Annotated in this window: 21 protein-coding genes and 1 pseudogene; 10 read left to right on the plus strand and 12 right to left on the minus strand. The window is 63.4% G+C overall.

Annotation, left to right across the window (positions count from 1 at the left end; all coding sequences use genetic code 11):
* Positions 1–63: 63 nt before the first annotated feature.
* From AKL02_RS03930 to AKL02_RS03955, 6 genes are all read left to right on the plus strand, one after another.
* Entirely contained in the window at positions 64–1,218 is a 1,155-nt protein-coding gene (locus tag AKL02_RS03930; protein ID WP_078569738.1) for an LLM class flavin-dependent oxidoreductase, read from the plus strand.
* Positions 1,218–2,108 carry an aldo/keto reductase gene (locus AKL02_RS03935; RefSeq protein WP_083078592.1) on the plus strand — a complete coding sequence of 297 codons (891 nt, stop codon included), beginning with the start codon at positions 1,218–1,220 and terminating at the stop codon, positions 2,106–2,108. Before AKL02_RS03930 ends, AKL02_RS03935 begins: the two co-directional genes overlap by 1 nt.
* The gene (locus tag AKL02_RS03940; protein WP_369907789.1) at positions 2,105–2,626 is read left to right on the plus strand and encodes a flavin reductase family protein; all 522 of its coding nucleotides are present in this window, start codon (positions 2,105–2,107) and stop codon (positions 2,624–2,626) included. The genes AKL02_RS03935 and AKL02_RS03940 overlap by 4 nt, the downstream gene beginning before the upstream one ends.
* Before the next feature lie 82 nt (positions 2,627–2,708).
* Positions 2,709–3,296 (plus strand): TRAP transporter small permease, encoded by a 588-nt coding sequence (locus AKL02_RS03945; protein WP_078569736.1) that lies wholly within the window; start codon positions 2,709–2,711, stop codon positions 3,294–3,296.
* Positions 3,296–4,585: a TRAP transporter large permease gene (locus tag AKL02_RS03950; RefSeq protein ID WP_078540029.1), complete on the plus strand. Its 1,290-nt coding sequence runs from the start codon at positions 3,296–3,298 to the stop codon at positions 4,583–4,585. Before AKL02_RS03945 ends, AKL02_RS03950 begins: the two co-directional genes overlap by 1 nt.
* A 30-nt stretch (positions 4,586–4,615) precedes the next feature.
* On the plus strand, positions 4,616–5,686 hold the full coding sequence (locus AKL02_RS03955) for a TRAP transporter substrate-binding protein (RefSeq protein ID WP_083078595.1): 1,071 nt from the start codon (positions 4,616–4,618) through the stop codon (positions 5,684–5,686).
* A gap of 69 nt (positions 5,687–5,755) precedes the next feature.
* On the opposite strand, the pseudogene AKL02_RS03960 reads toward AKL02_RS03955, so the two are convergent.
* The 9 genes and pseudogenes from AKL02_RS03960 to AKL02_RS04000 form a co-directional block, all read right to left on the minus strand.
* Positions 5,756–6,303, minus strand: a pseudogene (locus AKL02_RS03960) (transposase); the annotation flags it as partial.
* Between the two features lie 145 nt (positions 6,304–6,448).
* Complete coding sequence (locus tag AKL02_RS03965) at positions 6,449–7,456, minus strand: ABC transporter permease (protein WP_232621712.1); 1,008 nt, start codon at positions 7,454–7,456, stop codon at positions 6,449–6,451.
* Positions 7,453–8,979: a sugar ABC transporter ATP-binding protein gene (locus AKL02_RS03970; protein ID WP_083078597.1), complete on the minus strand. Its 1,527-nt coding sequence runs from the start codon at positions 8,977–8,979 to the stop codon at positions 7,453–7,455. Before AKL02_RS03970 ends, AKL02_RS03965 begins: the two co-directional genes overlap by 4 nt.
* A gap of 65 nt (positions 8,980–9,044) precedes the next feature.
* Entirely contained in the window at positions 9,045–10,115 is a 1,071-nt protein-coding gene (gene torT / locus AKL02_RS03975; RefSeq protein WP_078545607.1) for a TMAO reductase system periplasmic protein TorT, read from the minus strand.
* 82 nt (positions 10,116–10,197) lie between these two features.
* Positions 10,198–11,166 carry a 5-oxoprolinase subunit C family protein gene (locus tag AKL02_RS03980; protein WP_078540025.1) on the minus strand — a complete coding sequence of 323 codons (969 nt, stop codon included), beginning with the start codon at positions 11,164–11,166 and terminating at the stop codon, positions 10,198–10,200.
* Positions 11,156–12,031, minus strand: a complete 876-nt coding sequence (locus tag AKL02_RS03985; RefSeq protein WP_078540024.1) for a 5-oxoprolinase subunit B family protein — start codon at positions 12,029–12,031, stop codon at positions 11,156–11,158. Before AKL02_RS03985 ends, AKL02_RS03980 begins: the two co-directional genes overlap by 11 nt.
* Positions 12,032–12,040: 9 nt before the next feature.
* A complete protein-coding gene (locus tag AKL02_RS03990) occupies positions 12,041–13,414 on the minus strand; it encodes an acetyl-CoA carboxylase biotin carboxylase subunit (RefSeq protein WP_083078600.1) in 1,374 nt (457 codons plus the stop codon).
* A gap of 4 nt (positions 13,415–13,418) precedes the next feature.
* Positions 13,419–13,652 (minus strand): acetyl-CoA carboxylase, encoded by a 234-nt coding sequence (locus AKL02_RS03995; RefSeq protein WP_083078602.1) that lies wholly within the window; start codon positions 13,650–13,652, stop codon positions 13,419–13,421.
* A gap of 12 nt (positions 13,653–13,664) precedes the next feature.
* The gene (locus AKL02_RS04000) at positions 13,665–14,453 is read right to left on the minus strand and encodes a 5-oxoprolinase subunit PxpA (protein ID WP_078569730.1); all 789 of its coding nucleotides are present in this window, start codon (positions 14,451–14,453) and stop codon (positions 13,665–13,667) included.
* Between the two features lie 225 nt (positions 14,454–14,678).
* Here AKL02_RS04000 and AKL02_RS04005 point away from each other — a divergent pair, with 225 nt between their 5' ends.
* Both AKL02_RS04005 and AKL02_RS04010 read left to right on the plus strand, forming a co-directional pair.
* Positions 14,679–15,584: a LysR family transcriptional regulator gene (locus AKL02_RS04005; RefSeq protein WP_078545613.1), complete on the plus strand. Its 906-nt coding sequence runs from the start codon at positions 14,679–14,681 to the stop codon at positions 15,582–15,584.
* 230 nt (positions 15,585–15,814) lie between these two features.
* Positions 15,815–17,122, plus strand: a complete 1,308-nt coding sequence (locus tag AKL02_RS04010; RefSeq protein ID WP_198453250.1) for a Glu/Leu/Phe/Val family dehydrogenase — start codon at positions 15,815–15,817, stop codon at positions 17,120–17,122.
* Between the two features lie 247 nt (positions 17,123–17,369).
* Here the strand turns inward: AKL02_RS04010 and AKL02_RS04015 are convergent, their stop codons facing one another.
* The 3 genes from AKL02_RS04015 to AKL02_RS04025 all read right to left on the minus strand — a co-directional run bounded on the left by AKL02_RS04015 (position 17,370) and on the right by AKL02_RS04025 (position 22,179).
* Positions 17,370–18,422: a 2,3-butanediol dehydrogenase gene (locus tag AKL02_RS04015; RefSeq protein WP_083078608.1), complete on the minus strand. Its 1,053-nt coding sequence runs from the start codon at positions 18,420–18,422 to the stop codon at positions 17,370–17,372.
* Between the two features lie 64 nt (positions 18,423–18,486).
* Positions 18,487–20,286: an NAD(P)/FAD-dependent oxidoreductase gene (locus AKL02_RS04020; RefSeq protein WP_083078609.1), complete on the minus strand. Its 1,800-nt coding sequence runs from the start codon at positions 20,284–20,286 to the stop codon at positions 18,487–18,489.
* A 141-nt stretch (positions 20,287–20,427) separates the two neighbouring features.
* On the minus strand, positions 20,428–22,179 hold the full coding sequence (locus tag AKL02_RS04025; RefSeq protein ID WP_083078610.1) for a sigma-54-dependent Fis family transcriptional regulator: 1,752 nt from the start codon (positions 22,177–22,179) through the stop codon (positions 20,428–20,430).
* A gap of 438 nt (positions 22,180–22,617) precedes the next feature.
* Here AKL02_RS04025 and AKL02_RS04030 point away from each other — a divergent pair, with 438 nt between their 5' ends.
* Together AKL02_RS04030 and AKL02_RS04035 are read left to right on the plus strand one after the other, a co-directional pair.
* Positions 22,618–24,594 carry an AsmA family protein gene (locus AKL02_RS04030; protein ID WP_083078613.1) on the plus strand — a complete coding sequence of 659 codons (1,977 nt, stop codon included), beginning with the start codon at positions 22,618–22,620 and terminating at the stop codon, positions 24,592–24,594.
* Between the two features lie 388 nt (positions 24,595–24,982).
* The gene (locus AKL02_RS04035) at positions 24,983–26,089 is read left to right on the plus strand and encodes an AAA family ATPase (protein ID WP_165756999.1); all 1,107 of its coding nucleotides are present in this window, start codon (positions 24,983–24,985) and stop codon (positions 26,087–26,089) included.
* The last annotated feature ends 30 nt before the right edge of the window (positions 26,090–26,119 follow it).

Raw genomic sequence — 26,119 nt, forward strand, 5'->3', positions numbered from 1 at the left:
GATCTACATCAAGGCGGCTGCTAAGTGAAGGGAAATCGAACGGGAATCGCGAGGGAGGAACGCATGACTGTTGTGCCGGTGAGATCGGGTGATCTCGATGCCGCGGAGGTGTCCTGGTTTTCTGCCCTGTGTTCGGATGATTACCGCTATCTCGGCCAGCCCGAGGGCGATCTCCGCTCCAGCTGGGCGCATTGTTCCGATATCGTGCGAGAGGCCGAGCGGCAGGGCTTCCGTAACATCCTGTGCCCGTCGAGCTATCAGGTGGGCCAAGACACGCTGAGCTTTGTGGCCGGCGCCAGCCAGATCACCAACCGGATGAATTTCCTCGCCGCCGTGCGCTGCGGGGAAATGCAACCGATCATGCTGGCGCGCACCATCGCGACGCTCGACCACATGCTCGAAGGCCGTCTGACGGTGAACATCATCTCGTCGGATTTCCCGGGCGAGAAGGAAGAGAGCGAATTCCGCTACCAGCGCTCGCGCGAGGTGGTGGAGATTCTCAAGCAGGCCTGGACCCAAGACGAGATCAATTACGAAGGTCAGGTCTACAATTTCAAAGGCCTCACGACCGACCCGGCGAAGCCCTATCAGCAGGGCGGCCCGCTTCTCTATTTCGGCGGCTATTCCCCGGCGGCGGTCGAGCTGTGCGCAGAGCATTGCGACGTCTACCTGATGTGGCCCGAGACGAAGGAAGAGCTGGAAGGCCGGATGAAGGTGGTCAACGAGGCCGCCGAGCGGCACGGGCGCGTTCTCGACTACGGGCTGCGAGTCCATGTGATCGTGCGCGACACCGAGGCCGAGGCGAAGGAATACGCGCAGGAACTTGTCTCGAAGCTCGATGACGAGGAAGGCCGGAAAATCCGCGAGCGGGCGCATGATGCGGGCTCGCTCGGCGTGTCGAAGCAGGCGCGCAACCGCGAGATCGCTGATGAGAGCGGCTATGTCGAGCCGAACCTCTGGACCGGGGTGGGGCGCGCGCGTTCGGGCTGCGGCGCGGCGCTGGTGGGCTCGGCCGATCAGGTGCTCTCGAAGCTCGAGGAATATCGCAAGATGGGCATTCGCGCCTTCATCCTGTCGGGCTATCCGCATATCGACGAGGCTCGCCAGTTCGGCCGTCTCGTGATGCCGCATCTCGACACGGTCTCGCTGCCCGAAATCTATGGTCGCGTCCCGATGGGGCCGCCGGCAACACCGCTCGCAGAAGGGGAACGCCGCTAATGGAGAAGATCGACCTTACCTCGGATGTCGCACTCAGCCGGATCGTCTATGGCATGTGGCGACTGGCCGACGATGCTGACACCTCGCCCGCCCATGTCCGCGCCAAGATCGACGCCTGTCTGGAGCAGGGGATCACCACGTTCGATCATGCCGATATCTATGGCGGCTACACGGCTGAGGGGGTCTTCGGCGCGGCGATGCGCGAGGACCCGTCGCTGCGCGACCAGATGGAGATCGTCACGAAATGTGACATCATCGTCGCGGCGGGCCGTCATTCGCATCGCAAGGTGAAGCATTACGACACCTCGCGCGCCCATATCGAAGCCTCGGTCGAGGCCTCGCTGCGGGAGCTGGCCACCGACCGGATCGACCTGCTGCTTATCCACCGGCCCGATCCGCTGATGGACCATCACGAGACAGGGGCCACGCTCGATGATCTGGTCGCCTCGGGCAAGGTGCGCGCGGTGGGCGTATCGAACTTCCGCCCGTGGGACTGGGAGCTGCTGCAATCGGGGATGAAGACGCCGCTGGTGACCAACCAGATCGAGATCAGCCTTGGCTGTCTGCAGCCCTTCACCAATGGCGATCTGGCCTTCCACCAGCGTCAGTCCCAGCCCGTGATGGCATGGTCGCCGCTGGGTGGCGGCGCGCTGATGACCGGCGAGGGGCCGGTGCAGGCGGTTCTCGATGAGATCGCGCAGACGCAGGGCGTGGATCGTGCGGCTGTCGCGACGGCCTTCCTGCTGGCGCATCCGGCGCGGATCATCCCGGTGATGGGGACGAATAACCTTGAGCGGATCGCGAAGCTTTCCGATGCGCTCAAGGTTCGGATCGACAGGGAGACCTGGTTCCGCCTCTACGAGGCCGGGCTCGGTCAGGAGGTCCCATGATGAACGCAACCCGCCAGTTCACCCCGCGCACTTTCGTGCCGGGCCCAGAGAATACCCGCTTGCTGCGCGACGCCTTCGGGCGGTTTGCCACGGGCATCACCATCGTGACCGCCGCCAGCGAGAACGGCCCTGTCGCGATCACGGCGAACAGTTTCTCTTCGGTCTCGCTCGATCCGCCGCTGGTGATCTGGGCCCCGGATCGCAACTCGCGCCGCTTCGTGCATTTCGAGAAGGCCGAGCATTACGCGATCCACGTGCTGGCCGCCGATCAGGACGATCTGTGTTTCGCGACGACGAAGAACGCCCATGCGCTGCTCGATCACGCCTATCACCTCAACGATCATGGCGTGCCGCTGATCGACGGCTGTCTCGCGCGGTTCGAGTGTCATCGCGTCGCCTGCCACGAGGGCGGCGATCACCTGCTGGTGCTGGGTCAAGTCGAGCGCGCGGTGATGCGCGACGATGGTGACGCGCTGGCCTTCTACCGTGGGCAGGTGCGGCGGATCGAGATGAACTGAGGCGCTGACATATCCGGCCCGGACCGCGCAGGAGGAGCGCGGCGCCGGGGCTTCAAGGGATCGCGAGGGAGGAGACGCGCGCATGACCCTGCTGACAATTCTGGCCAGGCCGCTGGTCCGGCTGAACGACATCCTGCTCGCCATCGGTCGGTGGGCGGGTGTTTTCGCCGTGGCGGCGATGGTCATCGCGATCCTGATCCAGATCTGGTTCCGCTATGTGCTCAACAGCGCGCTGCCCTGGCCCGATGAGGCGGCGCGGTTCTGCATGCTCTGGATGGCGGGTCTGATGGCGCCCTCGGCGTTTCGCTCGGGCGGCTTCGTGGCGATCGACATGCTGGCGGTGATGCTGCCGAAGCTGGTGGGGCGCGGGCTGACGCTGGTGCTTTTGGTGTTCTCGCTGCTGGTCTCGGTCGCGGCACTGAAACTCGGCTGGGCCGGGATCACCGGCTTTGGCGGGAAATTCGCGACCGCCTCGCTCTGGGTGCCGGAAAATCTGGCCTTCGACGCTTGGATTCGCGTGCCGCGGAGCTGGATGATGGCCTCGCTCGTGGTGGGCTTCGCGCTTCTCGTGCTGGTCAATATCGAGCTGATCCTGCGCAATCTGCTCGCCTTCCGCACCGGGGACGATCCGCTGCCGCCGGTCTGGTCCGTCGCCGGAGGGGCCGAGTGATGCTGGTCTGGTTCCTGCCCCTTTTCCTCGTCCTGATCCTGATCGGCTTCCCGATCTTCTTCGCGCTTCTGGCAGCGCCCGGCGCGATGCTGCTCCTGAACGGACAAGAGCGCGATTTCGCGCTGCTTTACCGCAACCTTTACAACGGGATGGATAGCTTCCCGCTGCTCGCGATCCCGTTCTTCATGCTGGCGGGCGAGATGATGAATTCGGGCGGCATCACGCGCCGTCTGGTGGAGTTCTCGGAAGCGATGATGGGCCATCTGCGCGGCGGGCTCGCGCATGTGAATGTCCTGTCCTCGATGCTGTTCGCGGGGCTTTCGGGCTCGGCGGTGGCCGACACTTCGGCACTGGGTTCGATGCTGATCCCGGCGATGGAACAGCAGGGCTACACCCGCAAATTCGCCGCCGCCATCACCGCGGCCAGCTCGGTGATTGGCCCGATCATCCCGCCTTCGGGCATCATGATCATCTACGCCTATGTCATGGGCCAGTCGGTCGCGGCGCTGTTCCTCGCGGGGATCGTGCCAGGGGCGCTCGTCGGTATCGGGCTGATGCTGATGGTCAAGTTCATGGCCAACAAGCACGGGTTTCCCCCCGCCTCGAAGAAACACACCTGGCCCGAGCGCGGGCAGGCATCCTTGCGCGCGTTTTTCCCGCTGATGACGCCGGTGATCATTCTAGGCGGTATCTTGGGCGGTGTCTTCACGCCGACCGAGGCGGCGGCAATCGCCGTGGCCTATGCGCTGATCGTCGGTCTCTTCATCCTGCGCACGCTGCGCTGGGGCGACCTGCCGCATATCCTGATGCGGGCGGGGCTGACCTCTTCGGTGGTGCTTTTGCTGGTGGGCGCGGCGATGGCGTTCAAGACCGTCGTCAGCCTTGCGCACGCCCCCGAGGCGCTGGCGGAATTCATCCTCGGCCTGTCGCAGAACCCGCTGATCCTGCTGTTCCTGATCAATATCCTGCTGTTCATCGTGGGCATGTTCCTCGACGCGGGCCCCGCGATCATCGTGCTGGGACCGATCCTCGCGCCGATCTTCACCGGGCTCGGCGTCGATCCGATCCATTTCGCGATCATCATGAGCGTGAACCTGACCGTGGGCCTCGCGACGCCGCCGATGGGGTTGGTGCTGTTCGTCGCCGCCGCCGTCTCGAAAGAGCGGGTCGAGACCATCGCCCGCGCGATCCTGCCGTTCCTCGCGGTCGAAGTGGCCGTGATCTTCCTGATTACCTATTTTCCCGCGATTTCGATGACCATCCCCCGCCTGACGGGGTTCGCCAACTAAGACAAGACTGAAGCATATAGGGAGGAAACGATGCTCAGAACTTTTGTGAAATCGCTTGCGTTGGGGGCCGTGCTGGCCTCGGGGCTCGGCATGGCCGCGCAGGCTCAGGACGATACGATCACCCTGCGCGCGGTCGCCAACTCCAACACCAATGACGAGGATTACGACGGTCTCGTCGTGTTCAAGAACTATGTCGAGAATGCCTCGAACGGGAAGATCAAGGTCGACCTCTTCATCGGCACGCAGCTCTGCTCGAACGGGGCGGAGTGCCTGCAGGGCATCGCGGATGGCTCGCTCGATATCTACATCTCGACCTCGGGCGGCGCCGCGGGGATCTTTCCTTACGTGCAGGTCCTCGACCTGCCGTATCTGATGCCGAACGACCGGGTGGCCGAGGAAGTGCTGACCCATACCGACTTCACCTCCGAGCTGCGCAAGATGGCGCTGGCGGATAGCGACGACATGATCCGCCTGATGAAGATCGGGAATACCGGCGGCTGGCGCAACTTCGCCAACACCAAGAAGACGGTGAAGACGCCCGCAGATCTGAAGGGGATGAAGATCCGCACCATCGTCGCCGATCTGCCGCAAGAGTTGGTGAAGGCGATGGGTGCTTCGCCGACCCCGATCCCGTGGCCGGAGCTGTTCACCGCGATGCAGACCGGCGTTGTGGACGGCACCAAGAACGGCATCACCGACATCATGAACATGAAATTCCCCGAGGCCGGGCTGAAGCATCTGACGCTCGACGGGCATGCCTACATGGCGGCGCTGTGGTGGATGAACAACCAAAAGTTCAAGGAGATGTCGCCCGACATGCAGCGTGTGATCGTAGACGGGTTCGCCGCGCTCCAGCAGGCGACCTTCGCCTCGCCCAAGCGCAAGTCGATCGCCGCCTATGAGGAGTTCAAGAAGGACGGCGGCGAGATATACGTGCCGACGCCCGAGGAAAAGCAGCAGTTCCAGGACGCGGCGAAGCCGGTCTATGGCTGGTTCAAGGACAACGTCCAGAACGGTGGCGAAGTATTCGATGACCTGCAATCAGCCGTCGATCAGGCATCGAAGACCGTCGATGCAGAGCGTGCGAACGAGCTGAACTGAGCCTTTGCTCCCGATGAAGAGCGAACCCGCGCCTCGTGGCGCGGGTTTGTCATTTTCTAGGCTTAGGATTCATAACCAGTAGATGACGAGAGCCGCCAGGGCGATGGCGGAGAGGAAGACCTTCGGAGATCGGTCATAGCGAGTCGCCACACGCCTCCAGTCTTTGAGACTGCCGAACATTATCTCAATCCGGTTACGGCGCTTGTAGCGGCGTTTGTCATATTTGATGGGCGTCTTGCGTTGCTTTCGGCCCGGGATGCAGGCGCGTATCCCCTTGTCCTGAAACGCGTCTCGGAACCAGTCGACCTTGGGTAGGCTGCTCAGCAGCGCCCGCGCACCGATGTAGTCGCCGACCTGCCCAGCGGTGACGAACAGGCTGAGCGGTCGCCCTTGGCTGTCGCAGATGGCATCCAGTTTGGTATTCCGTTTTCGGGCGAAACTGCCCCCCGGACAGTTTCTTTTTCCCTCAAACCCCTTGGTTCGCTCGATCAGGCGACCGCGCCCCCCTTTTTCGCGGCCAGGCTGGTCGCGGTGCGGTGTGCCTTCAGGTAGGTTGCGTCGATCATCACGGTCTTTTTCTCTCCGTTTTCGGAGCCGTGAATCACGCGACGCAACACAAATCGATGCATCCTGACCCTAGGCCTCGGTCGCGCTCGACCGGCAGCGCGCAACGAATGTCGGCTTCGTTCCATATCGCTTCGACCGAACGAAAAGACAAAAGCCGGGTGGCGCAAGACGCGCGCACCCGGCCAGGTTGGTCTCTTAGCCCTTCACGATCATCCGGTAGCGCAGCTGGTCGAAGATCACGGCGCAGATGAGCAACAGACCGATGAGCACCATCTGCATGTAGGAGCTGACCTGCGCGAGGTTCATCCCGTTTTGCATAAGAATGATGAAGAAGGCGCCGAGCACGACATTCTCCACCCGGCCGATCCCGCCGCGCAGCGAGACCCCGGCGATGACGCAGGCCGCGATGCTCTCCATTGCGATCGTGCCGCCAAGGTTCGCATCGCCGCTCTCGACGCGCGCGGTCAGCAACAGACCGGTCAGGGCCGCGATCACGGCGCAAAGCCCATAGACGAGGATCAGCGTGCCGCGGGTGTTGATCGCCGACAGATGCGCCGCCTTTATATTGCCGCCGACGGCATAGATCCGGGCGCCGACGCGGGTGCGGGCCATCAGCACCCACATCACGATGATGGCGATCACGGCGATCACCACGGGCACGGGCACCCCGAACACCCTACCGAAGCCGAACGTGTCACCGAAGGCGAAGGGCAGGCCCGAAACCGGCACGCCCCCGGTCAGGAACAGCGCAAGCCCGGTGCCGACAGACGAGACGCCCAGCGTCATGATGAAGGGCGAGACGTCGAATAGCGCGACGCCGATCCCGTTCACCGCACCCACGATCAGCGCGACCGCGAAGCCTGCGAAGGCCCCGATCAGGATCACGAGCCAGATCGCATCGGGGAAGATCTGTGCGGCCCATGTCATCGCCAGCGCCGAGACGACGGAGCTGAGCGCGATCACCGTGCCCACAGAGAGGTCGAAGCCCCCCGAGATCAGCACCAGCATCTGGCCCAGCGACACGAGCACCAGATAGACCGATTGCCTTGCCACGTTGATCAGGTTCTGCGGCGACAGGAAGTTCGGCGCGGCGAGGGTGAAGATCACGACGGCCGCGATGAGGAAGAACGGCAGCACGCCGAGCTTGATGAAGATACGCAGCGGCAGCGCCGCCAGCGAAGGCTTGGAATTGGCCTGCATCATGCGGGGCTTCCTTCTGTGTCTTTTTGTGTCTGTTGGGAGGCGCCGGGCTGGTCGAAGAAATAGCGCAGGACGATGTCCTCGCGCAGATCCTCGCGCGGCAGCTCGGCGGTGATCTTGCCATTGGCGAGCACGATGGCGCGGTGGGCGAGGTTCATCACCTCGGGCAGATCCGACGAGATCACCACCACGGCCTTTCCGGCCTCGGCCAGTTCCGCGATCAGCCGGTAGAGCGCCGCGCGGGTGCCCATGTCGACGCCCACGGTCGGCTCGTCGAAGATGTAGAGATCGGCCTCATGCCCGAAGGCCTTGCCGAACAGCACCTTCTGCTGATTGCCGCCCGAGAGCTTGCCGACGACGCGGCTGCGGTAGCTCTCATGCAGTTCGACATGGCCGAAGATTTCCGCCGCGCGGGTGCTCAGCTGACGCGAGCGCAGCAGCGGGCCGCCCTCGGCCATCAGGTCCATCACCAGATTGCCGCGCGGCGTCTCGGCGAGGATCAGGCCCTCGTGCTTGCGGTCGGGCGAGAGATACCACGCGCCCGCCTTCACCAGCTTGCGGGTCTGTGCGCCGGTGACGTCCCGGCCCTTGAAGCGGACCTGTCCGGTATGGGTCGGATTGAGCCCCATCACCGAGCGGAACAGCCGCGACTTGCCCGAGCCCACGAGGCCCGCGACGCCGAGCACCTCGCCCCGGCGCACCCCGAAGGAGGCATGATCTATGCCGGGGGCGCTGAGGTTTTGCACGTCGAGGACGACTTCGCCGGGCGTATGGGCGATGGTCGGGTAGATGTCGCGAATTTCGCGTCCGGCCATCATGTCCACGAGCGACTGCTCGGTCATCTCGGCCATCGGCGCGGTGCCGATATGCGCGCCGTCGCGCAGCACCGTCACACGCTCTGCGATGCGCTCGAATTCATGCACGCGGTGCGAGATATAGATGATCCCCACACCCTCGGATTTGAGCCGCCCGATCACCTCGAAGAGCTGATCGACCTCGCGATCGGTCAGCGAGGCGGTGGGCTCGTCGAGGATCAGGACCGACAGATCGCCCTGCATCGCCTTCGCGATCTCGACCATCTGCTGTTGCGCCCGCGACAGGCGCGCCACGGTCAGGTCCGGGTCGATGTCGAAGTTCAGATCGGTCAGGATCTGCTTTGCCCGCTGGCGCATCGCGCGCGGCGACAGGAAGGGGCCGACGCCCGGCTCGTGACCCAGAAACATGTTCTGCGCCACGCTCATCGTCGGGATCAGCGAGAATTCTTGAAAAACGGTATGGATGCCTTTGGCCTGCGCATCGGCCACCGAGGCGAACTGGACCGGCTCGCCGCGCATCTCGATCGTGCCGGAAGTCGGGGTATTGGCGCCCGCCAGCAGCGAGATCATCGTCGATTTCCCCGCGCCGTTCTCACCGAACAGCACATGCAGCTCACCCGCATAGAGGTCGAAATCGACGGCATCGAGGGCGAGGACACCCGGATAGGCCTTGCTCAGCCCATGCGCCTGTAGAAGCGGTTTGCTCGTCATTTGCTGTCTCCCAGGGCAGGAATTGGCGGCGCCGGCGGAAGGGGGAGGGCCGGCGCCGCGGGTCGTCAGTTCACCGAGAAGACCGGCTGGAAGCCGTCCGGGGGCAGCACCGCGGAACGCGGCGTGTCTTCGATATTGTCCTTGGTGATGACGAAGATCTTCGGACCGACATGCTTCACGTAGTCCTTGCCTTCGAGGATCCGCACCGCCTGATCGACCGCGATCCGGCCCTGGATGACCATCGAGTCCGCCGGGGCCGCCTCGATGAAGCCGCGCTGGATGCCGCTATAGACGCCGGGCGTCAGGTAGAAGGCGAGGTTGCCGACCTTGTCGGTCAGGCCGCGCTCGCGCAGCAGGCCCTGTGCCACTTCCGCGGTCACTGCGGTGCCCGCGATGTAGCTCACTTCCGGGTTCGCCTGCAGCACGTCTTCAACGAGCTTGAGCTGGGCTTCCTTGCCGGTATCGCCATAGCGCGGCTCGAGCACTTTCACGGCCGAGCCCTTCACGGCTTCCATGAAGCCCTTGTTCGCGGCTTCGACCCAACCGGCGCCTGCCGGGCCCGGGAACCAGCCGACGGTCACTTCGTCGCTGCCCTCGGGGTGCTTCTGCGCGAGGTAGGAGCCGATTTCTTTGCCCATCGTCTCGAAGGAGACGAGCGACTTGGCCGCGAGGTCGGGCGAGGACATGCCGTTGACGAGGTCGATGACGGGGATGTCCTTGTCGGCCAGTTCCTTCACGACCGAGTTCAGGCCGTCATAGGAGATCGCCCCGATGATGACCGCCTGCGCGCCACCGGCGGCACAGTCCTCGATCTGGCTGATCTGCTTGGCGAGGTTGGTGTAGCCACCGGCCTCGACCACGTTCAGGCTGACGCCTTCGCGCTTGGCCTCTTCGGTCACGCCGTAATCGACGCCCAGCCAATAGGCATCTTTCATATGCGGGAAGGAGACGCAGATCTTGTAATCCTTGTCGGCCTTGGCCAGCGCCTCATATTCGATGGGCTGGGCGGTGCCATCGGCGGAGAAGGCCGGGACGACCTCTTCGGCGGGGTAGGGGAACCACGCATCCTCGGCCATGGCCGGGAGCGCGGCACACGTAGCGCCCAGAAGCGCGACGGATGTCAGGACATGTTTCATTGTTCAGAGACCTCTCTGTTGCTTGGTTTGATCGCGGGTTGTCCCCGCTTGTGGAATAGCGTCGGCGCGGGGCGCCCGGGGTTTACCCGAGCGCGGCGCGGATCTTGTCGAGCCGTTCGCGGCGTGCGGTGCGCGCGGCCAGTGCCTGTTCCATGGTCACTTCGACGAAGCGCACCTTGGTGTTGGGTTGCAGCTGCCCGATCAGGTCCATATCGGCCGAGATCACCGCGCCGAGGGTGAAGTAGCCCCCGCCCGAGACCGCGTCGCGATGGAGCACGATGGGCTCCTGTCCGCCCGGCACCTGGATCGAGCCGTAGGAATAACAGCCATCGACGATGTTCGACGGGTCGGAGCCCGCGCCGAAGGGCTGTTCACGCTCGACGAATTCCATCGGCGCGCCACCGCGGAAGCGATAGCCCATCCGGTCTGCCTCGGGGGCGACGGTCCATTCATCGGCGAAGAACTGCGCCTGCGAGGCCGGGGTCAGCCGGTGCCAATAAAGGCCCGGGAGAACCCGCAGGCTGACCGGCGTCTCGACCGGGGCGAGCAGCGCCTTGTCGAGCGTGCGCTCGGTCATGTCCTTGGACTTGCCGACCGGGATCACGTCGTCCGCCGCGATGGCGCGGCCTTCGACCCCGCCAAGCGCGCCGATCGGATAGGTCGAGCGCGAGCCGAGCGCGCTCGGCGTGTCGATCCCGCCGCCGAAAGCGATGTAGATGCGCGCGCCGGATTTCAGGAAGCCGAAGCTCAGCGTCTGACCGGCCTTCACGACGAAGGAGGACCAGCTCTCGCGCGGCTCGCCATCGACCATGATCGGCATCTCGCCACCGGTGACGGCCACGAGCGTGTCATCCTCGAACGTCAGTTCCGGGCCCATGAAGACGGCTTCCAGACCGGCCTCGGCCTCGTCATTGCCGACCAGCATGTTGGCGACCCGCATCGCGAAGCGATCCATCGCACCGCCTTCGGGAATGCCGAGATGGAAATAGCCCGGACGACCAAGATCCTGGATCGTCGTCGACAGGCCGGGTTTGACAACCTTAAACGCCATTGAGGGCCTCCATCAGTTTCGCATTGGTGCCCGCCATATCGGCGTTGAACGCTTCGAGATCGAAGGTCACTTCGGCAATGCGGGGGGTATAGGTGCCGTCTTTCACGGCGGCCTCGATCCGGTCGAACTCGGCGCGGTCGATCGGTTTCCACTTCACGATGTCGCCGGGTTTGAAGAAGACCATGAAGTCTTGCAGATAGGAGACGGTCTGGGTCGGATCGAAGATCGTCATCGGGGTGATGCCGAACATCTGGTAGCCGCCCGCGCCGCGCACCGAGTAGATGCAGCCGAAGCAGCCGCCGATACCGACCGTATGCTTGGGCGTGTCGGTCCGGGGGCGCAGGTATTTCGGCACCTCGATCTGCTTCTCGCGCTCGACGAGCTGGTAAAGGAACGGCAAGCCCGCCACGAACCCCACCATCGAGACGAACCACGGCTGCGAGTGATAGGCTTCGATGAAGGCTTCCACGCTGTCATAGCCGTTGATCCGCGCGGCATATTCGAGATCGGTCGCCTCCGGATCCTGATGGCGTTCGCGGAACCGCATCAGGGTCTCGTGGGTCCAGGGGTCCTGGAAATAGACCGGGACCTCGACGATCCTCGTGTCGAGGCGCTTCTCGCCGGCCTCGGCCTTGTGTTCGAGCTCCTTGATCCGCGCCATCATCTCGTCGGGCGAGATCACGTCGGGGTTGAAGCGCACTTCAAAGCTGGCATTGGCGGGGCAGATCTCGGTCACGCCGGGAATGTTCGCCTCGGCCACGGCGTTGCGCAGCGACAGTGCTACGAAGAAGGCTTCGAGCGACATCTCCTCGTCGACCTCGACATAGACGTGCTCGTCGCCGCCAAAGGAATACCTTGTCTTCATGGGGATCTCCTATGCTGCGTCGGTTGCGGTGAGGTTGCCGGCATCGAGCCACGGCTCGAGCCATTGCGTATGGAAGTCGCCGGCGCGCACGCCCGGATCGGCGGCGAGCGCCAGATGCAGGGGCGTGGTGGTCTTCAGGCCGCCGATTTCCAGGTCTTTCAGCGTCTCGGCCATCAGATCGATCGCGGCCTCGCGGGTCGGCGCATGAACGATCATCTTGCCCAGAAGCGAGTCGTAGAAGGGCGGGATCTGATAGCCCTCATAGAGGAAGTGATCGAAGCGCAGACCTTCGCCTTCGGGGATCGACAGCGAGGCCACGTTGCCGGGGAAGGGCATAAACTGCATCAGCGGATCCTCGGCATTGAGGCGCACCTCGATCGCATGGCCCGTGCAGGTGATCTGATCTTGCGTGACGGGCAGCGTCTCGCCGCCCGCGATGCGCAGCATCATGGCGACCAGATCGAGCCCGGTGATCATCTCGGTCACGGGATGTTCGACCTGAATACGGGTGTTCATCTCGATGAAGTAGAACTCATCGGCGGCCGCATCGTAGAGGTATTCGATCGTGCCCGCGCCGCGGTAGTTCACGGCTTCGGCCAAAGCGACGGCCGCGTTGCACATCGCCTCGCGGGTGGCGTCCGGCAGGCCGAAGGCCGGGGCTTCTTCCCAGACCTTCTGGCGGCGGCGCTGCAGCGAACATTCGCGCTCGTAGCAATGGACCGCGGCCCCCGTGCCGTCACCGAGGATCTGCACCTCGATATGGCGCGGATTGACGATCACCTTTTCAAGATAGAGGCCACCGTCGCCGAAAGCCGCTTCGGCCTCGGCGCGGGCCTGCGGGGCGAGACGGGCCAGCTCGGCCGCGTCCTGCGCGATCCGGATGCCGCGCCCACCGCCACCGGCGGCGGCCTTGATCATCACCGGGTAGCCGATCTCCTCCGCCACGCTCAGCGCCTCGTCTGCCGTGATGCGCCCGTCAGAGCCGGGCACCGTCGGCACGCCCGCCTCTTTCGCGGCGATCCGGGCGGCGACCTTGTCGCCCATCCGCTCGATCGTCTCAGCCTTGGGGCCGACGAAGATCATCCCGGCGTCTTCCACGGCGCGGGCGAAATCGGCGTTCTCGGCGAGAAATCCGTAGCCCGGATGGACCGCATCGGCGCCTGCGTCTTTCGCGGCCGCCACGACGGATGGGATGTTCAGGTAGGATTTCGCAGCCGGGGCAGGCCCGACGCAGACCGCCTCGTCGGCGAGCCGGACCGCCAGCATCTCGGCATCGGCCTCGGAATAGGCCTGCACCGTCTTGATGCCGAGCGATTGCGCGGCGCGGATGATCCGCACGGCGATCTCGCCCCGGTTTGCAATGAAGAGAGTTTCGATCGCCATTGGATCAGCCCATCTTCGCGAGCACATCGCCCGCCGAAACCGGCGTCGCATCCGCCGCGGCATAGTCCGAGAAGGTGCCCGCGGCCTCGGCTTTCACCTCGATGAAGGTCTTCATCACCTCGATCAGCCCGATCGTGTCGCCGACCGCGACCGCGTCGCCCGCGGATTTGAACGGCGCCGAATTCGGGTCAGGCTTGTGGTAGAAAGTTCCGGGAAGCGGGGAAACGATATCCGTCATGGCTCTCTCCTGTCAGGTCTTTTCATTTTCAGCGAGAACCATCGCCGCGGGGGCAATGGTGACGCCGTTTTCTTGCAGTGCAGTCTTGATCGCGTGGCCGATTTCCAGCGCACCGGGCGTGTCCGAGTGGAAGCAGATCGACTCGAACTCCACCGTAATCGTCTTTCCGGTGACCGTCTCGACGGTGTTCTCGAGGCAGGCGCGCACGCATTTCGCCGCGAGCTTCTTGGGGTCGGGCGCGGAGACGTGGCGGGCGAAGACGATCGAGCCGCTGTCGTCATAGTCACGGTCGGCATAGAACTCGCGCACGACCGGCTGACCGAGGCGCTTGGCGACCGCGTAGGTCTTTGAGATATCCATGCAGAACAGGATCAGCCCCGGCGCGTAGCGTTGCAGCGTCTCGACCAGATGGCGCGAGAGGTCCTCGTTGCGCGCGGCTTCCATGTAGAGCGCGCCGTGCGGTTTGACGTGCTGCAGCGGCACCCCGTAGCGGCGGCCGAATTCGCGCATCGCCCCCACCTGGTAAATGATGTCGTTCACCAGCTCCTCGGAGCTTGCGTTGATGTGGCGGCGCCCGAAACCGACGAGATCGCGATAGCCGGGATGCGCGCCGAGACCAACGGAATGCTGATGGCAGAGCTTCGCGACCCGGTTCATCTGCATCGGGTCGCCGGCGTGAAAACCGTTCGCGACATTGGCCGAGGAGATCAGCGGCATCAGCTGATCATCCGGCGCGCCAGCCATGGCCCAATGGCCGAAGCCTTCTCCGAGGTCACAGTTCAGGTCGATGAGTTTCGGCATGTCTCTTCCCAGATCTCTGTTGCAAGATCAGCTTTCGACAATGTGATCGACATGTAAAATTCTAATATCACCGACAGCTTTATCGTGTTATCCGATAAAGGTGGGTCGCGACGTCATGTGTAACCCATTGAAAAATAGAACTCTGATTTTGCGCTGTGCAGATTGCGAACGTTGGGTATCTGAAATGGCGGGATGCCATTATCGGAAAATCCGAAAGGAGACGGCATGAACTTCCGTCAGCTCAAGTATTTCGTGGCCACCGCCGAGACCGGTCAGGTCAGCCGGGCGGCCAACGAACTCTCGATTTCCCAGTCCTCGGTGACGACCGCGATCCGCGAGCTTGAGGCCGAAATGGATACCGAGCTTTTCACCCGGACCTCGCACGGGATGGAGCTGACCCAGTCGGGGCGCGAGTTGCTGGGCCTGTCCTACGATATCCTCACCAAGCTCGACGAGGCGGTGAATATCCGCGAGCGCAGCAGCGGCGTGACCGGGCGGGTTCTCGTCGCGACCACCTACACGGTGATCGGGTATTTCCTGCCCTATCATCTGGGGCGGCTGGCGCGGCTGCACCCCAATCTCGATATCCAGCTCCACGAGCTGAACCGCGAGGCGGTGGAGGAAGGACTGCTGTCGAACCGTTTCGACATCGCGATCGTGCTGACCTCGAACGTGATGAACCCGGAACTGGAAAGCGAGACGCTGATGCGCTCGCCCCGCAGGCTCTGGTTGCCGCAGGGACACCGACTGGCGAACCTGCGCAGCGTCGATTTCAAGGAGATCGCCGACGAGGACTATATCATGCTCACCGTTGACGAGGCGGCGAACACGACGATGAAATACTGGAACTTCGGCTCGACCCAACCGCGCGTGAAGCTGCGCACCTCATCGATCGAGGCGGTGCGCTCGATCGTGGCGAACGGGCAGGGGGTGACCGTGCTCTCCGACATGGTCTATCGGCCCTGGTCTCTCGAGGGAAAACGCATCGTAACGGTCGAAACCGATCCGCCCGTTCCGACAATGGATGTCGGTCTGGCGTGGCGCCGCGGGGCCGAGCTGTCTCCGGGCGCGGTCGCGCTCTACGACTACTTCCGGCTGACTTTCGACAGCTCGCTGACGTTGAATAGCTGAGCCAAGGCGAGCGAAATTTCCTACCGTCAACGATGCCGGCTGCAAATCTGGGGCGTCAGTTTGCAGTCAGGCTGTGCCTCCAAGCCGCGACTTGGAGCGCAGTCGAAGCCTTAGACGCCGGCTCGCATATTTTGAGACAAATCAATGACGCCGCCCGCCCTGTCGGCTGACTGTCAGAAAGAGTCCTGAAGAAACCGTCCTAGAAAACCTCGCCACGGAGTTTCGAGCCCATGCCGACTAAGAAAAAAGACGTCGAGGAAAATACGCCCCCGGCGACGGGAATGCTGGCGAAGTCTCGCGAGACGCTGCGGGCAGCCTGCGAGCGGCTCAACATTCATCCCGACGTTTTCGAAGAGCTCAAAGGGCCCCGTGAAACTCTGGCCGCCACGCTCTTGATCCGGATGGATGACGGGAGCCGACGCGCGTTCCAGTCGTGGCGGTGCCGCTATAACGACCGGCGAGGTCCGACCAAGGGCGGCGTTCGTTTCCATCCGAACGTCTCGCTCGACGAGATCGAGACGCTTTCCTTCTGGATGACGTTCAAATGCGCCGTGGCCAACCTGCCATTCGGCGGTGGGAAGGGCGGGGTCTGCGTGGACACGAAGACGCTCTCGGTGAACGAATTGGAACGATTGAGCCGGGCCTATGTCGAAGCCTTCGCGCCGTTCATCGGCCCTGATCGCGATATTCTGGCGCCGGACATGTATACGAACGGGATCGTCATCGCGTGGATGGCGGACCAATACAGCTGGATTTCAGGGCAAGCCTCCCCGAGCGCGATTACCGGAAAACCTCTCGCTTTCGGGGGCACGAATGGGCGGGTCGATGCGACGGCGCGTGGCGGATACTATGCGCTACGCTATCTGGAAACCGCGCTCGCCCTCGACCCGAACACCGCCACGGTGGCTATCCAGGGGTTCGGGAATGTCGGCTTCCACTGCGCCAAGCTTCTGCATGCCGACGGGTATAAAATCGTCGCCATTTCGGATTCCGCCGGCGGCATCTACGATCCAAGCGGGTTGGACCCGCTCGCCGTCATGCAACACAAGCATGAAACCGGCGGCGTGAAAGGCGCGAAGGGGCAAGGTAAGACGAAAGAGATTTCAAACGCCGAGTTGTTGGAACTCGATTGCGACGTGCTGGTGCCTGCCGCATTGGAGCGTCAGATCACGCTCGAGAATTGCGACAGGGTCAAAGCCCGCATCATTCTGGAAATGGCGAACGGACCGGTTTCACCCGAGGCCGACAAGAAGCTGACGGAAGCCGGGCATATCATCGTGCCCGATATCCTCGCGAATTCCGGCGGGGTTACGGTGTCCCATTTGGAATGGGTCCAGAACAGATCGGGTTTTTATTGGGACAGCTCGCGCGTCCGGGATCATCTGAAGACGACGATGGAAACCGAGACGCAATCGATCTGGACCTTGCACAACGAAATGGAGCTTTCGATGCGCGATGCCGCCTATATCCACGGCCTGCGTCGGATCGCGGAATCCGTGGAAGCCCGGGGCACGCCCGCTTATTTTGAGGGATCATAGCGGCTGATCCCGGCTCCGATCGGCACATGGAAAAGCACGATCTCGGGGTCAGCGACCGTCCAAGGTGGCCCTATCCTCACAAGGATAAGCTTTCAAAGAAGCGTTGCTCGAGAATATGCATTCACAGTGTGAAGCGCCATTTATCGAGCACCAAGGCTTCTCGGACGAATAGGGCGATTTCCCGCTCTGGTGCGCTGCGCGCGCGTTAGGGGTTTTGCGTGCGCAGCGCGAAGAGGTTCTGGCTTCTTCAGTCTGGCGCTTCGACCAGGATCTTCACCTGGGATTTTTCCGCGACGAGCGCTTCGAAGCCTTGCTCCACGATCTGATCGATCTTGATCCGCTTGGTCACCAGCTTGTCGGCACTGAAATAGCCCTGCACCATCAGCTCCATCACCGCCGGGTAGACATTGCGGTATGCGATGGTGCCCTGCAGTTGGCGCTCTTTCAGAACGGCCGTATTGGGTTGGAAGGAGGCGTCTCCCTCCCAGATCGAGACGATCAGCGTCTGACCTTCGTGGCGGGTGCTGTCGATGCATTGCGGCAAAACGCGCGGCACGCCTGTCACCTCGAAAGCAACGTGAACACCGCCGGTGGCCGCACGAATTTTCTCGACGGGGTCTTCCGCCATCGGGTCTATGGCGCTGGTGGCGCCGAGTTCGAGCGCTTTCTCGCGGCGTTCAACTGAGGGTTCTACGACATGGATCTGGGCCGCGCCCGCGACGCGCAGCGCCTCGACGACCAAAAGCCCGATCGGCCCCGCGCCGAAGACCGCAGCCGTGTCACCCGCCCTGATCTTCGACATGCGCACCGCGTGCAGCGCGACGGCGGCGGGCTCGACCAATGCGCCCTGTTCCATCGACAGCGCGTCGGGCATCTTGTGAACCATTCGGGCGGGCACAACCGAGGTTGCAGCGAAACCGCCATGTCCCCCAGAGAGCCCGACGAAACCGAGGCTGTCACAGAGGTTGTATTTGCCCTCAAGGCAGGCGGGGCAGGTGCCGCAGGCGAAGATCGGCTCGATTGCGACACGGTCGCCGATGCTCAGTCCCGTGACGCCTTCTCCCAACTCCGCCACGGTCCCACAATATTCGTGGCCCATGGTGATCGGCGCCTTGTCGTGGCTGAGCGGATGATCCTGCTCGACCGGGACGAAGATCGGTCCCGCCAGATATTCGTGCAGATCGGAACCGCAGATCCCGGTCCATGCGACCTTGATCGCGACCTCTCCGGGGCCGGGGGTAGGGGTGTCGATTTCCTCGACGCGAATGTCTTTCACGCCGTGCCAACGTGCAGCTTTCATGGAATGTCTCCGTTCAATGGGGGAAGTTCTCCCGGCCCGTGAAGGGGCCGGGAGAGGGATGGGGTCAGGAGAGGTGGTGGGCTTCCTGGAGCCCGTAGACCGGGGTCTCCAGCCCCTCCAGTCGCGCTTTCAGTTGCAGCGCGAGATAGAGCGAGTAATGCCGCGATTGGTGCAGGTTGCCGCCCATGAACCACAAATGTTCCTGTTGGGTCGGCTTCCACATATTGCGCTGCTCGCCTTCCCACGGGCCGGGGTCTTTCGTGGTGTCCGAGCCAAGCCCCCAGACCTTGCCAACCCTGTCGGCGACCTCTTGGCTGATCAGATCGGCGGCCCAACCGTTCATCGAGCCGTAGCCTGTGGCGAAGACCACCAGATCGGCGGGCAAGCGCGTGCCGTCGGCGAGCACCACAGCGTCTTCCTCGAAATGGTCGACCTGCCCCTTGGCCAGCTTCACCTCGCCATCGATGATCAGCTGGCTGGCGCCCACGTCGATGTAATAGCCCGAGCCGCGGCGCAGGTATTTCATGAACAGCCCAGAGCCGTCATCGCCCCAGTCCAGATCGAAGCCGGCCTTTTCCAGCCCTGCATAGAACTCAGCATCGCGCTCGCGCATCTGATCGTAGAGCGGGATCTGGAACTCGTGCATGATCTTGTAGGGCAGGGAGGCGAAGATCATGTCCGCCTTCTCGGTTGTGACTCCGCTTGCGAGCGCCTCTTCCGAGTAGAGCGCGCCGAGCCCGATCTCCATCAGCGAGTCCGAGCGCACGATATGGGTGGAGGATCGCTGCACCATGGTGACATCCGCATCGCCTTCCCAGAGCGCCGCGCAAATGTCGTGAGCGGAGTTGTTCGAGCCGATCACGACCACTTTCTTGCCAGTCCACGGATCGGGTCCCTCATGCTGCGACGAGTGCTGGATCGTGCCCTTGAAGTCTTCCATGCCCGGGAAATGCGGCATATTCGGCTTGCCAGACATTCCGGTCGCGAGCACAAGCTGCGTCGGCTCAAGTGTCACCGTCTCTCCGTCACGATTGACCTCGACCGTCCATTTTCCGGAGGCGTCATCGTAGCTGGCACCGGTCACTTCGGACCGCGTCCAGTAATTGATCTCCATCACCTTGGTATACATCTCGAGCCAGTCGCCAACCTTGTCCTTGGGCGTGAAGACCGGCCAATTGTCGGGAAACTTGATGTAGGGCAGGTGGTCATACCAGATCGGGTCATGCAGGCAGAGCGACTTGTAACGGCTCCGCCACTGGTCGCCGGGTCGGTCATGCTTATCCAGCACGATCGCAGGCACGCCTAGCTGGCGCAGCCGCGCTCCCAGCGCGATCCCACCCTGACCGCCGCCGACGATCAGCACATAGGGCTGCGTGCGATAGCCCAGATCCGCCTCTTCCGCCTCGCGGTGCTCCTTCCACGAGGTCCGGTTCTTGCGCGCGCCATGTTCAGCGCCCATCGGGCGGCGCGTGCCGCGGTTTTCCTCGAAACCCTTGAGCTCCTGAAGCGCGGTCAGAAGCGTCCAGATGCGGCCATCTCGGATGCGCATCAAGCCCCAGCCGCGGCCCGAATTCGTCTCGAAGGTGACCCAGGCGGTGATCACGCCGCCCTCCTCGGCAGGGATCTCGCCCGACTGGATCTCGAACTTGCCGGGGCGGGTGTGCTCGAGCTGGTTTCTCAGCATGTCGGCGACGCCGTCCGGCCCTTCCACGGTTTTCAGGTTCCAGCTGACCGCAACGAGGTCGCGCCAGTAGCTGTCGGTCGCAAACAGCGCGGCCGCGCGGTCGATATCGCCGCTCTCCAGCGCGGCGTTCAGGCTGTCCAGCATGTCCTGGGTCTGTGTGTTAATGGTGGTATCAAGCATCGCGTCTCCTCCTCTGCGCGTGTCTCTAGGAGGAGTATCGGCGCGTGATCGCTGAGCGATCCATGGTCGCGACGCGTGCAAAGGGAGGAAAAGCGACTGCTGCGGCGCGGCATGTTGCGTGCGCAACAAGGGCGCAACATATCACTCGGGCGGACGCAACCCGGCCTTGCGAATCCGGCGCAGGATAGTCGAGCGGTTGACCCCGAGCCGCCGGGCGGCGCGCGCCATGTTCCACTCGCAGGCGTCCAGAATCTCCTCGAGCATGTCCCAAGGGTCGCTCGGTGCGGGCAGAGCCTTCTCGATTTGCGGGGTTACTTCGACGGGGTTAGGCAGATCGAGGAGGTCGATCACCGAGCCGACACAGAGCGCCGCCGCCACGTCGAGAACCTGTTCGAGCTCGCGGATATTGCCGGGCCAGCTACGTCCCAGCAATTCGGCCCGTGCCGAGGGCGACAGCCGGACCGCGTCGCCCGCGTGGCGGCGCAGATGACGCGACATCAGCCAATCGAGATCACGCCGCATCCGCAGGGGCGGGACGCTGAGCGCGCACCCCGCGAGCCGATGGAAAAGCGGACGCGGCAGCGCGATCTGGCTGGGCTCAAAGCAACTCGTCGCCAGCGTGCGCAATTCGGGGCGCCGGTCGAGTAGCCCGCCGAGCGCGATCGCCGTCTCCGGAGCGATCTCTTCGATCCGGCGCAGCAGGAGTGTCGTCGGCCCGATCGCCTCGGCGCAGTTTTGCATCAGCGTCTGCGGGTCGAGCCCCGCGCATTCGAGGCTGATGAACCCTTGCGCCTTGCTGCTCATGTGGATCGCACGGGCGAGTTTCGTCTTTCCGGTGCCGGTCTCACCACAGATCAACAGGGGCACATTGCCCGGGGCCAGCCGCTCAGCCTGTCCGATCAAACGGTTCATCTCCGGATCGCCCCCGGTCAGCCCCGCGAGCGGCCCGCCACGACGCATTCCCTGATGAGGGTGACGTGGCGCTTTGGGTGCGATCGCATGGCCAAACAACGCCCCGCCATCGCGCATCTCGATCACCCGCTCCTCGGTCGGGCGGTCACGCATCAGGTCGGGCAGGTCATCGACGTCGATGCTGAGCACCTCATCGATCCCGCGCCCGAGGATCGGGGCGCCTTCGGGAAACAACCGCCGCGCGGCGCGGGTATAGCCCAGCACGCGACCGGAGCCATCGAGCCGCACCGCCGCTTCGGGATCGACATCGAGGAATTCCGGGCTGGAGGACAGGCGCAGCACCCAGTCGCGCGGGCTCTCGGCCATCAGGTTGGCCATCTCGACCCGTCGTGCCGCTGACGTCACGAGATTCATCGCGAGGTTCTGGCTACTCTTGGGCGTGGGCGAGCGCAAAAGCGAAATGTCGAGCACCGCTGCCAGTTGTCCGAGACTGTCGAAGATCGGCGCGGCGGTGCAGGACAAAACAGTATGGGCGTTTCCGAAATGATCGTCCTGATGCACGGTCACAGGCTCTTGCGTCACGATGCAAGCCCCGACACCACAGGTTCCGGCCAGGTCCTCGGACCAGTTCGATCCTAGATAGAGCCCCGCGCTGCGCAGGTCTTCGGTGAAGAGATCGTCGCCGAAGAAATCGACACAGACCCCTTTGGCGTCGGTGAGCAGCAAGACGTAATTTTGTCCTGCCACCTGCCGGAAAAGCGACTGCAACCCGGAACGCGCCGCCGCGATCATCCATTCCGCCTGCTTGCGGTGATCGCGCAGCTCTGCCTCGGTCACGATATAGGCCGGGTCGGAGCGCGTCGGATCCATGCCGTAAAGCTCGACACAACGCCGCCACGAGGCCGAAACGAAACTGTCTCGCCCGGTCTGGCTGCCGTCCAGCACCCGTCCGATCTCCTCGACATGCCCTGCATCTCTCATGGCGCGTCGCCTCCCAGAAGGGACGATAGCACAGACTGCGCTTCAGACCGGAATAGAAATTGATCTTAGAGAATGGTGTGCCGATGCGGAGCTTTTTACTTCTAACTCCAACAAGGTCGCGCCAAGCTGCAATCGTTTTGCGATTGCCTTTGAAAATTTGAATGCACGAGAAGTGAGAGCTGCGGTGCGATATCCCGACCGACCACGCGGGCCGTCCGGCTTGGTGGCCCTCTCGGTGATTTTGGCTCGGCCGATGTCGATGTTGGCGGCTCCTGTGCGAACGTCGGCGAACACATCTGCGATATGATCCGGCGCGACAAGGAGGGGGCGGAGCAGGAGGCAACTCGATCACGTTGTCCGCGGCGCAGCTGTTCCGACTTGAAAGGCCTTCAGACGGGCGCGTAGCTTGAATGCGAAGACCCAACCCCCGGAGGCCCCATGCGCTGGCTCTTTCGCGCTCTCGCTCTCGTCGTTCTGATCGCCCTGAGCCTCGGGGGGGCGCTCCTGCTGATCCCGTCGAAGAAGATCGCCCAGATCGCCGAGGCACGGTTCGAGGCCGCAACCGGGCGCAAGATGACGCTGAGCGGGTCGGTCCATGCGACGATCTGGCCGCAGCTTGGCGTGCGCACGGGGCCGGTCGAGATCGCGAATGCGGATTGGTCCAAGGACGGGCCGATGCTCTCGGCCAAGGGGCTCCAGATCGGTGTCGATCCGGGCGCCCTGATCGGCGGCGAGATCCGCGTCTCCAAGGTCGACGTGCTCTCGCCGAACATCCTTCTCGAGCGGCGCAAGGACGGGACCGGGAACTGGGAGGTCACGCCACCGGACGCGGCCACCAGCACCCAGACCGCGCGCCCGGGCACGGGCGAGGGCGGCGGGATGACGGCTTTCAGTCTCGACAAGGCGGAGATCAGCGACGGATCGGTGAGGTGGATCGATCATGCGAGTGGCCAGCGCCTTGCGCTCACCGGCCTCGATGCGAGCCTCGCGCTTCCGTCCTTCGACGGTCCGGCGAACCTGGACCTGACGGGGCAGGCCAACGGTAAGGCGCTGAAGGTCAATGGCACGCTCGGAAGTTTCGCGTCCTTCCTTGCGGGCGATCCGGCCCCCACCGATCTTGCGCTGACCCTCGACGCGTCGTCGATCGGCTTCAAAGGCACGTTTGGGACGGCACCCTTGGCGGCAAAAGGGGCGCTCACCGCAAGCGTCAAGGATCCAACCGCGCTGGCTGCGATCTTCGGACAGACCGCGCGAGATCTGCCGAAGGGGCTGGGGAGTGACACGATTACCGCGAAGGGCGATGTGACACTGGGCGCGGATGGCGCGATGCAACTGCGCGGTGGCAAACTCACGCTCGACGGCAATGCGCTGAGCGTGGCGGGCGATCTGTCCTTCGCGAAAGGCAAGCCGCGGATCGATGCCCAGATCGACGCGGGCGCGCTTGATCTCTCGGCGCTGACCGGGGCGTCGGGCAAGGCTGGCGCAGGCGGGTCCTCCTCCGGCTCTGGCTCTGGCGCCAGTGGCTGGTCAACCACGCCGATCGACGCCTCGGGCCTGAGAGCGCTGGATGGAAAGATCGCCCTCGATGCGAGTTCCATCGATTTCGGCACTGCCAAGCTGGGCCCGACCAAAGCGCAGATCACGATCGACAACGGCCGCGCGGTGGCAGATCTGCGTCAGGTCTCGGCCTATGGCGGCAGCGTCACCGGGCAAGTGGTGGCCAATGCGCGCAACGGCTTCTCGGCCTCCGCCGATCTGGTGGCCAAGGGCGTCTCGATGCAGCCGCTTCTGAGCGATCTGGCCGATTACACGCGGCTGGATGCGAAGGCGGATCTTGCGGTGAAACTCCTGGCCTCGGGCAACAGCGAGGCCGCGCTGGCGCGCTCGCTTTCGGGCTCGGGCAATGTCGCCTTCGGCAAGGGGGCGCTGGAGGGGCTCGATCTTGTGGGGATGCTGCGCACGCTCGATCTGAACTACGTGGGGGAGGGGGCGAAGACGATTTTCGATCAGATCACCGCGAGCTTCACCATCGCCAAAGGGGTGCTGTCGAATGACGACCTTGCGCTGAAAGCACCGCTTCTGAGTGCTGCGGGCAAGGGGCGGGTCGACATCGGGGCGCAGAGCCTCGATTACACCGTCACGCCGACCGCGCTCAGCAAGGCCGATGGCACGGGTGGGGTGAAGGTGCCGCTCTCGATCACGGGGCCCTGGGCGAAGCCGAAATTCGGCCTCGATATGAAGGCGCTCTCGGGCGACAAGGTCGATGCCGCGAAGCAAGACCTGAAGGCGAAAGCGGAGGCCGAGATCGCCAAGAAGCTCGGGATCACGCCGCAGGAGGGCCAGAGCACCGAGGATGCCGCAAAGCAGAAGCTCAAGGAGGAGGCCGCGAAAGGTCTGCTGAAGCTCTTCAAGTAGGGGGCTTCTATGTTCGTGGCAGTGCTTCGTTCATGACAAGGGGTCTCGAGAGGTTCACCCCGCATGTCTGCTGGATGGGATCGTCTCATCCAGACCGTCGATCGCTCGCAGTTTCGGCAGGGGGCTGGAGCGATTTGCTTTGAGAAATGCGCAAAATGCCTCCACGCCCCCCTTAACGTCCGCTATCCGAGCCCCATTCCCGACAGGTTTGACCTGTCCGGATGTGGCGCGCTTGACGCATTCCCCTATCCCGGACTACCGTCTCACCATGAACACGAAAACCACCACGTCGGAGATTACCTGCTCGATATCGTGAGCTGCGCCCGTAACCGGGTGCCTATCGGTGTCGAGATTTCAATCAGGTAATTTTCAAGCGATGGTGGTCGCCATGACGCAGAAGCGCGTTCAAGTTCTCCATAAAAAGCCCCTTTCAGCAAGCCTGGCCCGGTCGACGGTCATGAGCAAAACAAATACCGCTTTCGTAAAGCGGTGGGGTCGCATGTTCCCGAGCGACGAGTCTCGAGATGATTGCGGTGACATTTTCGACGGTCCGTCGAAAGAGTGGCGTGAGCGAAATAAGCGTGAAAATCATCGGATTTTTCGCGCTGTAGAGCGACTTGTCGATCAGAAATTCAGGAGCACTTTCGAGGTCGACAAGAATATCAGCGACACGTCCGTCAAACGTATGCATCACCTTTATACGCATGGCGCTAGACTTGCGGGGCCGGAAGCCGCGGAGTCCGTTTATGATCTCGCGGCGGTGTTGCATGCGCAGGCGCCTTGGCTTGCAGAGGTGTCGACCTCGATCATGAACCAGGGGCTCGCGCATATTGCGGCTGGAGGCGTCGGGTTGCGCTTCGACCCGATGATCCTCGTCGGATCGCCAGGATGCGGGAAGACCCATTTCGCGCGGCTTGTTGCTGAATTTGCGCGCACGCCGCGCGCGATCATCGACGTGGGGGCCGGGGGTGCCGGGTTCCGGATCGCAGGCGTTGAACATGGCTGGTCCTCTGCCAGGTCAGGAGTCCCGGTCGAGTTGATCTCGGAAACCGCGGTTGCGAACCCGGTGATCGTTGTAGACGAGGTCTGCAAGGCGGGCGGCGCCATGCACTCTGCAGACAGGTCGGCAACGTCTCTGACAACATCGCTGCTACAGGTCCTTGAGCGGTCGAGCGCAGAGCACTTCGTCTGCCCGTTCTTGCGCACGCGCTTCGACCTTAGCCATGTGAACTGGATCCTGACCGCTAATTACGAGCACCAGATTCCCGCGCCGCTTCTCGACCGGTGTCAGGTGTTTCGTGTCGATGTGAGCAAGCCTGAGCACCTCGTGGCGTTCTTCAACCGTGCGGCCGGAGACGATGCCGAGCCGGGAGAGCTGGAACGCGTGGGCGCCTTCATTGAGGAGATGTGCGATGCCGGGCGTCCTCCGAGCCTGCGGCAGATCGGGCGCCTTGCGAAAACTCTGCGCGCGACCAGACGCGACATGTTGATGTGATTGCCGCCAATTTCATCGGGAAGTGAGGAG

Source organism: Thioclava electrotropha, from assembly GCF_002085925.2.
Taxonomy (GTDB): domain Bacteria; phylum Pseudomonadota; class Alphaproteobacteria; order Rhodobacterales; family Rhodobacteraceae; genus Thioclava; species Thioclava electrotropha.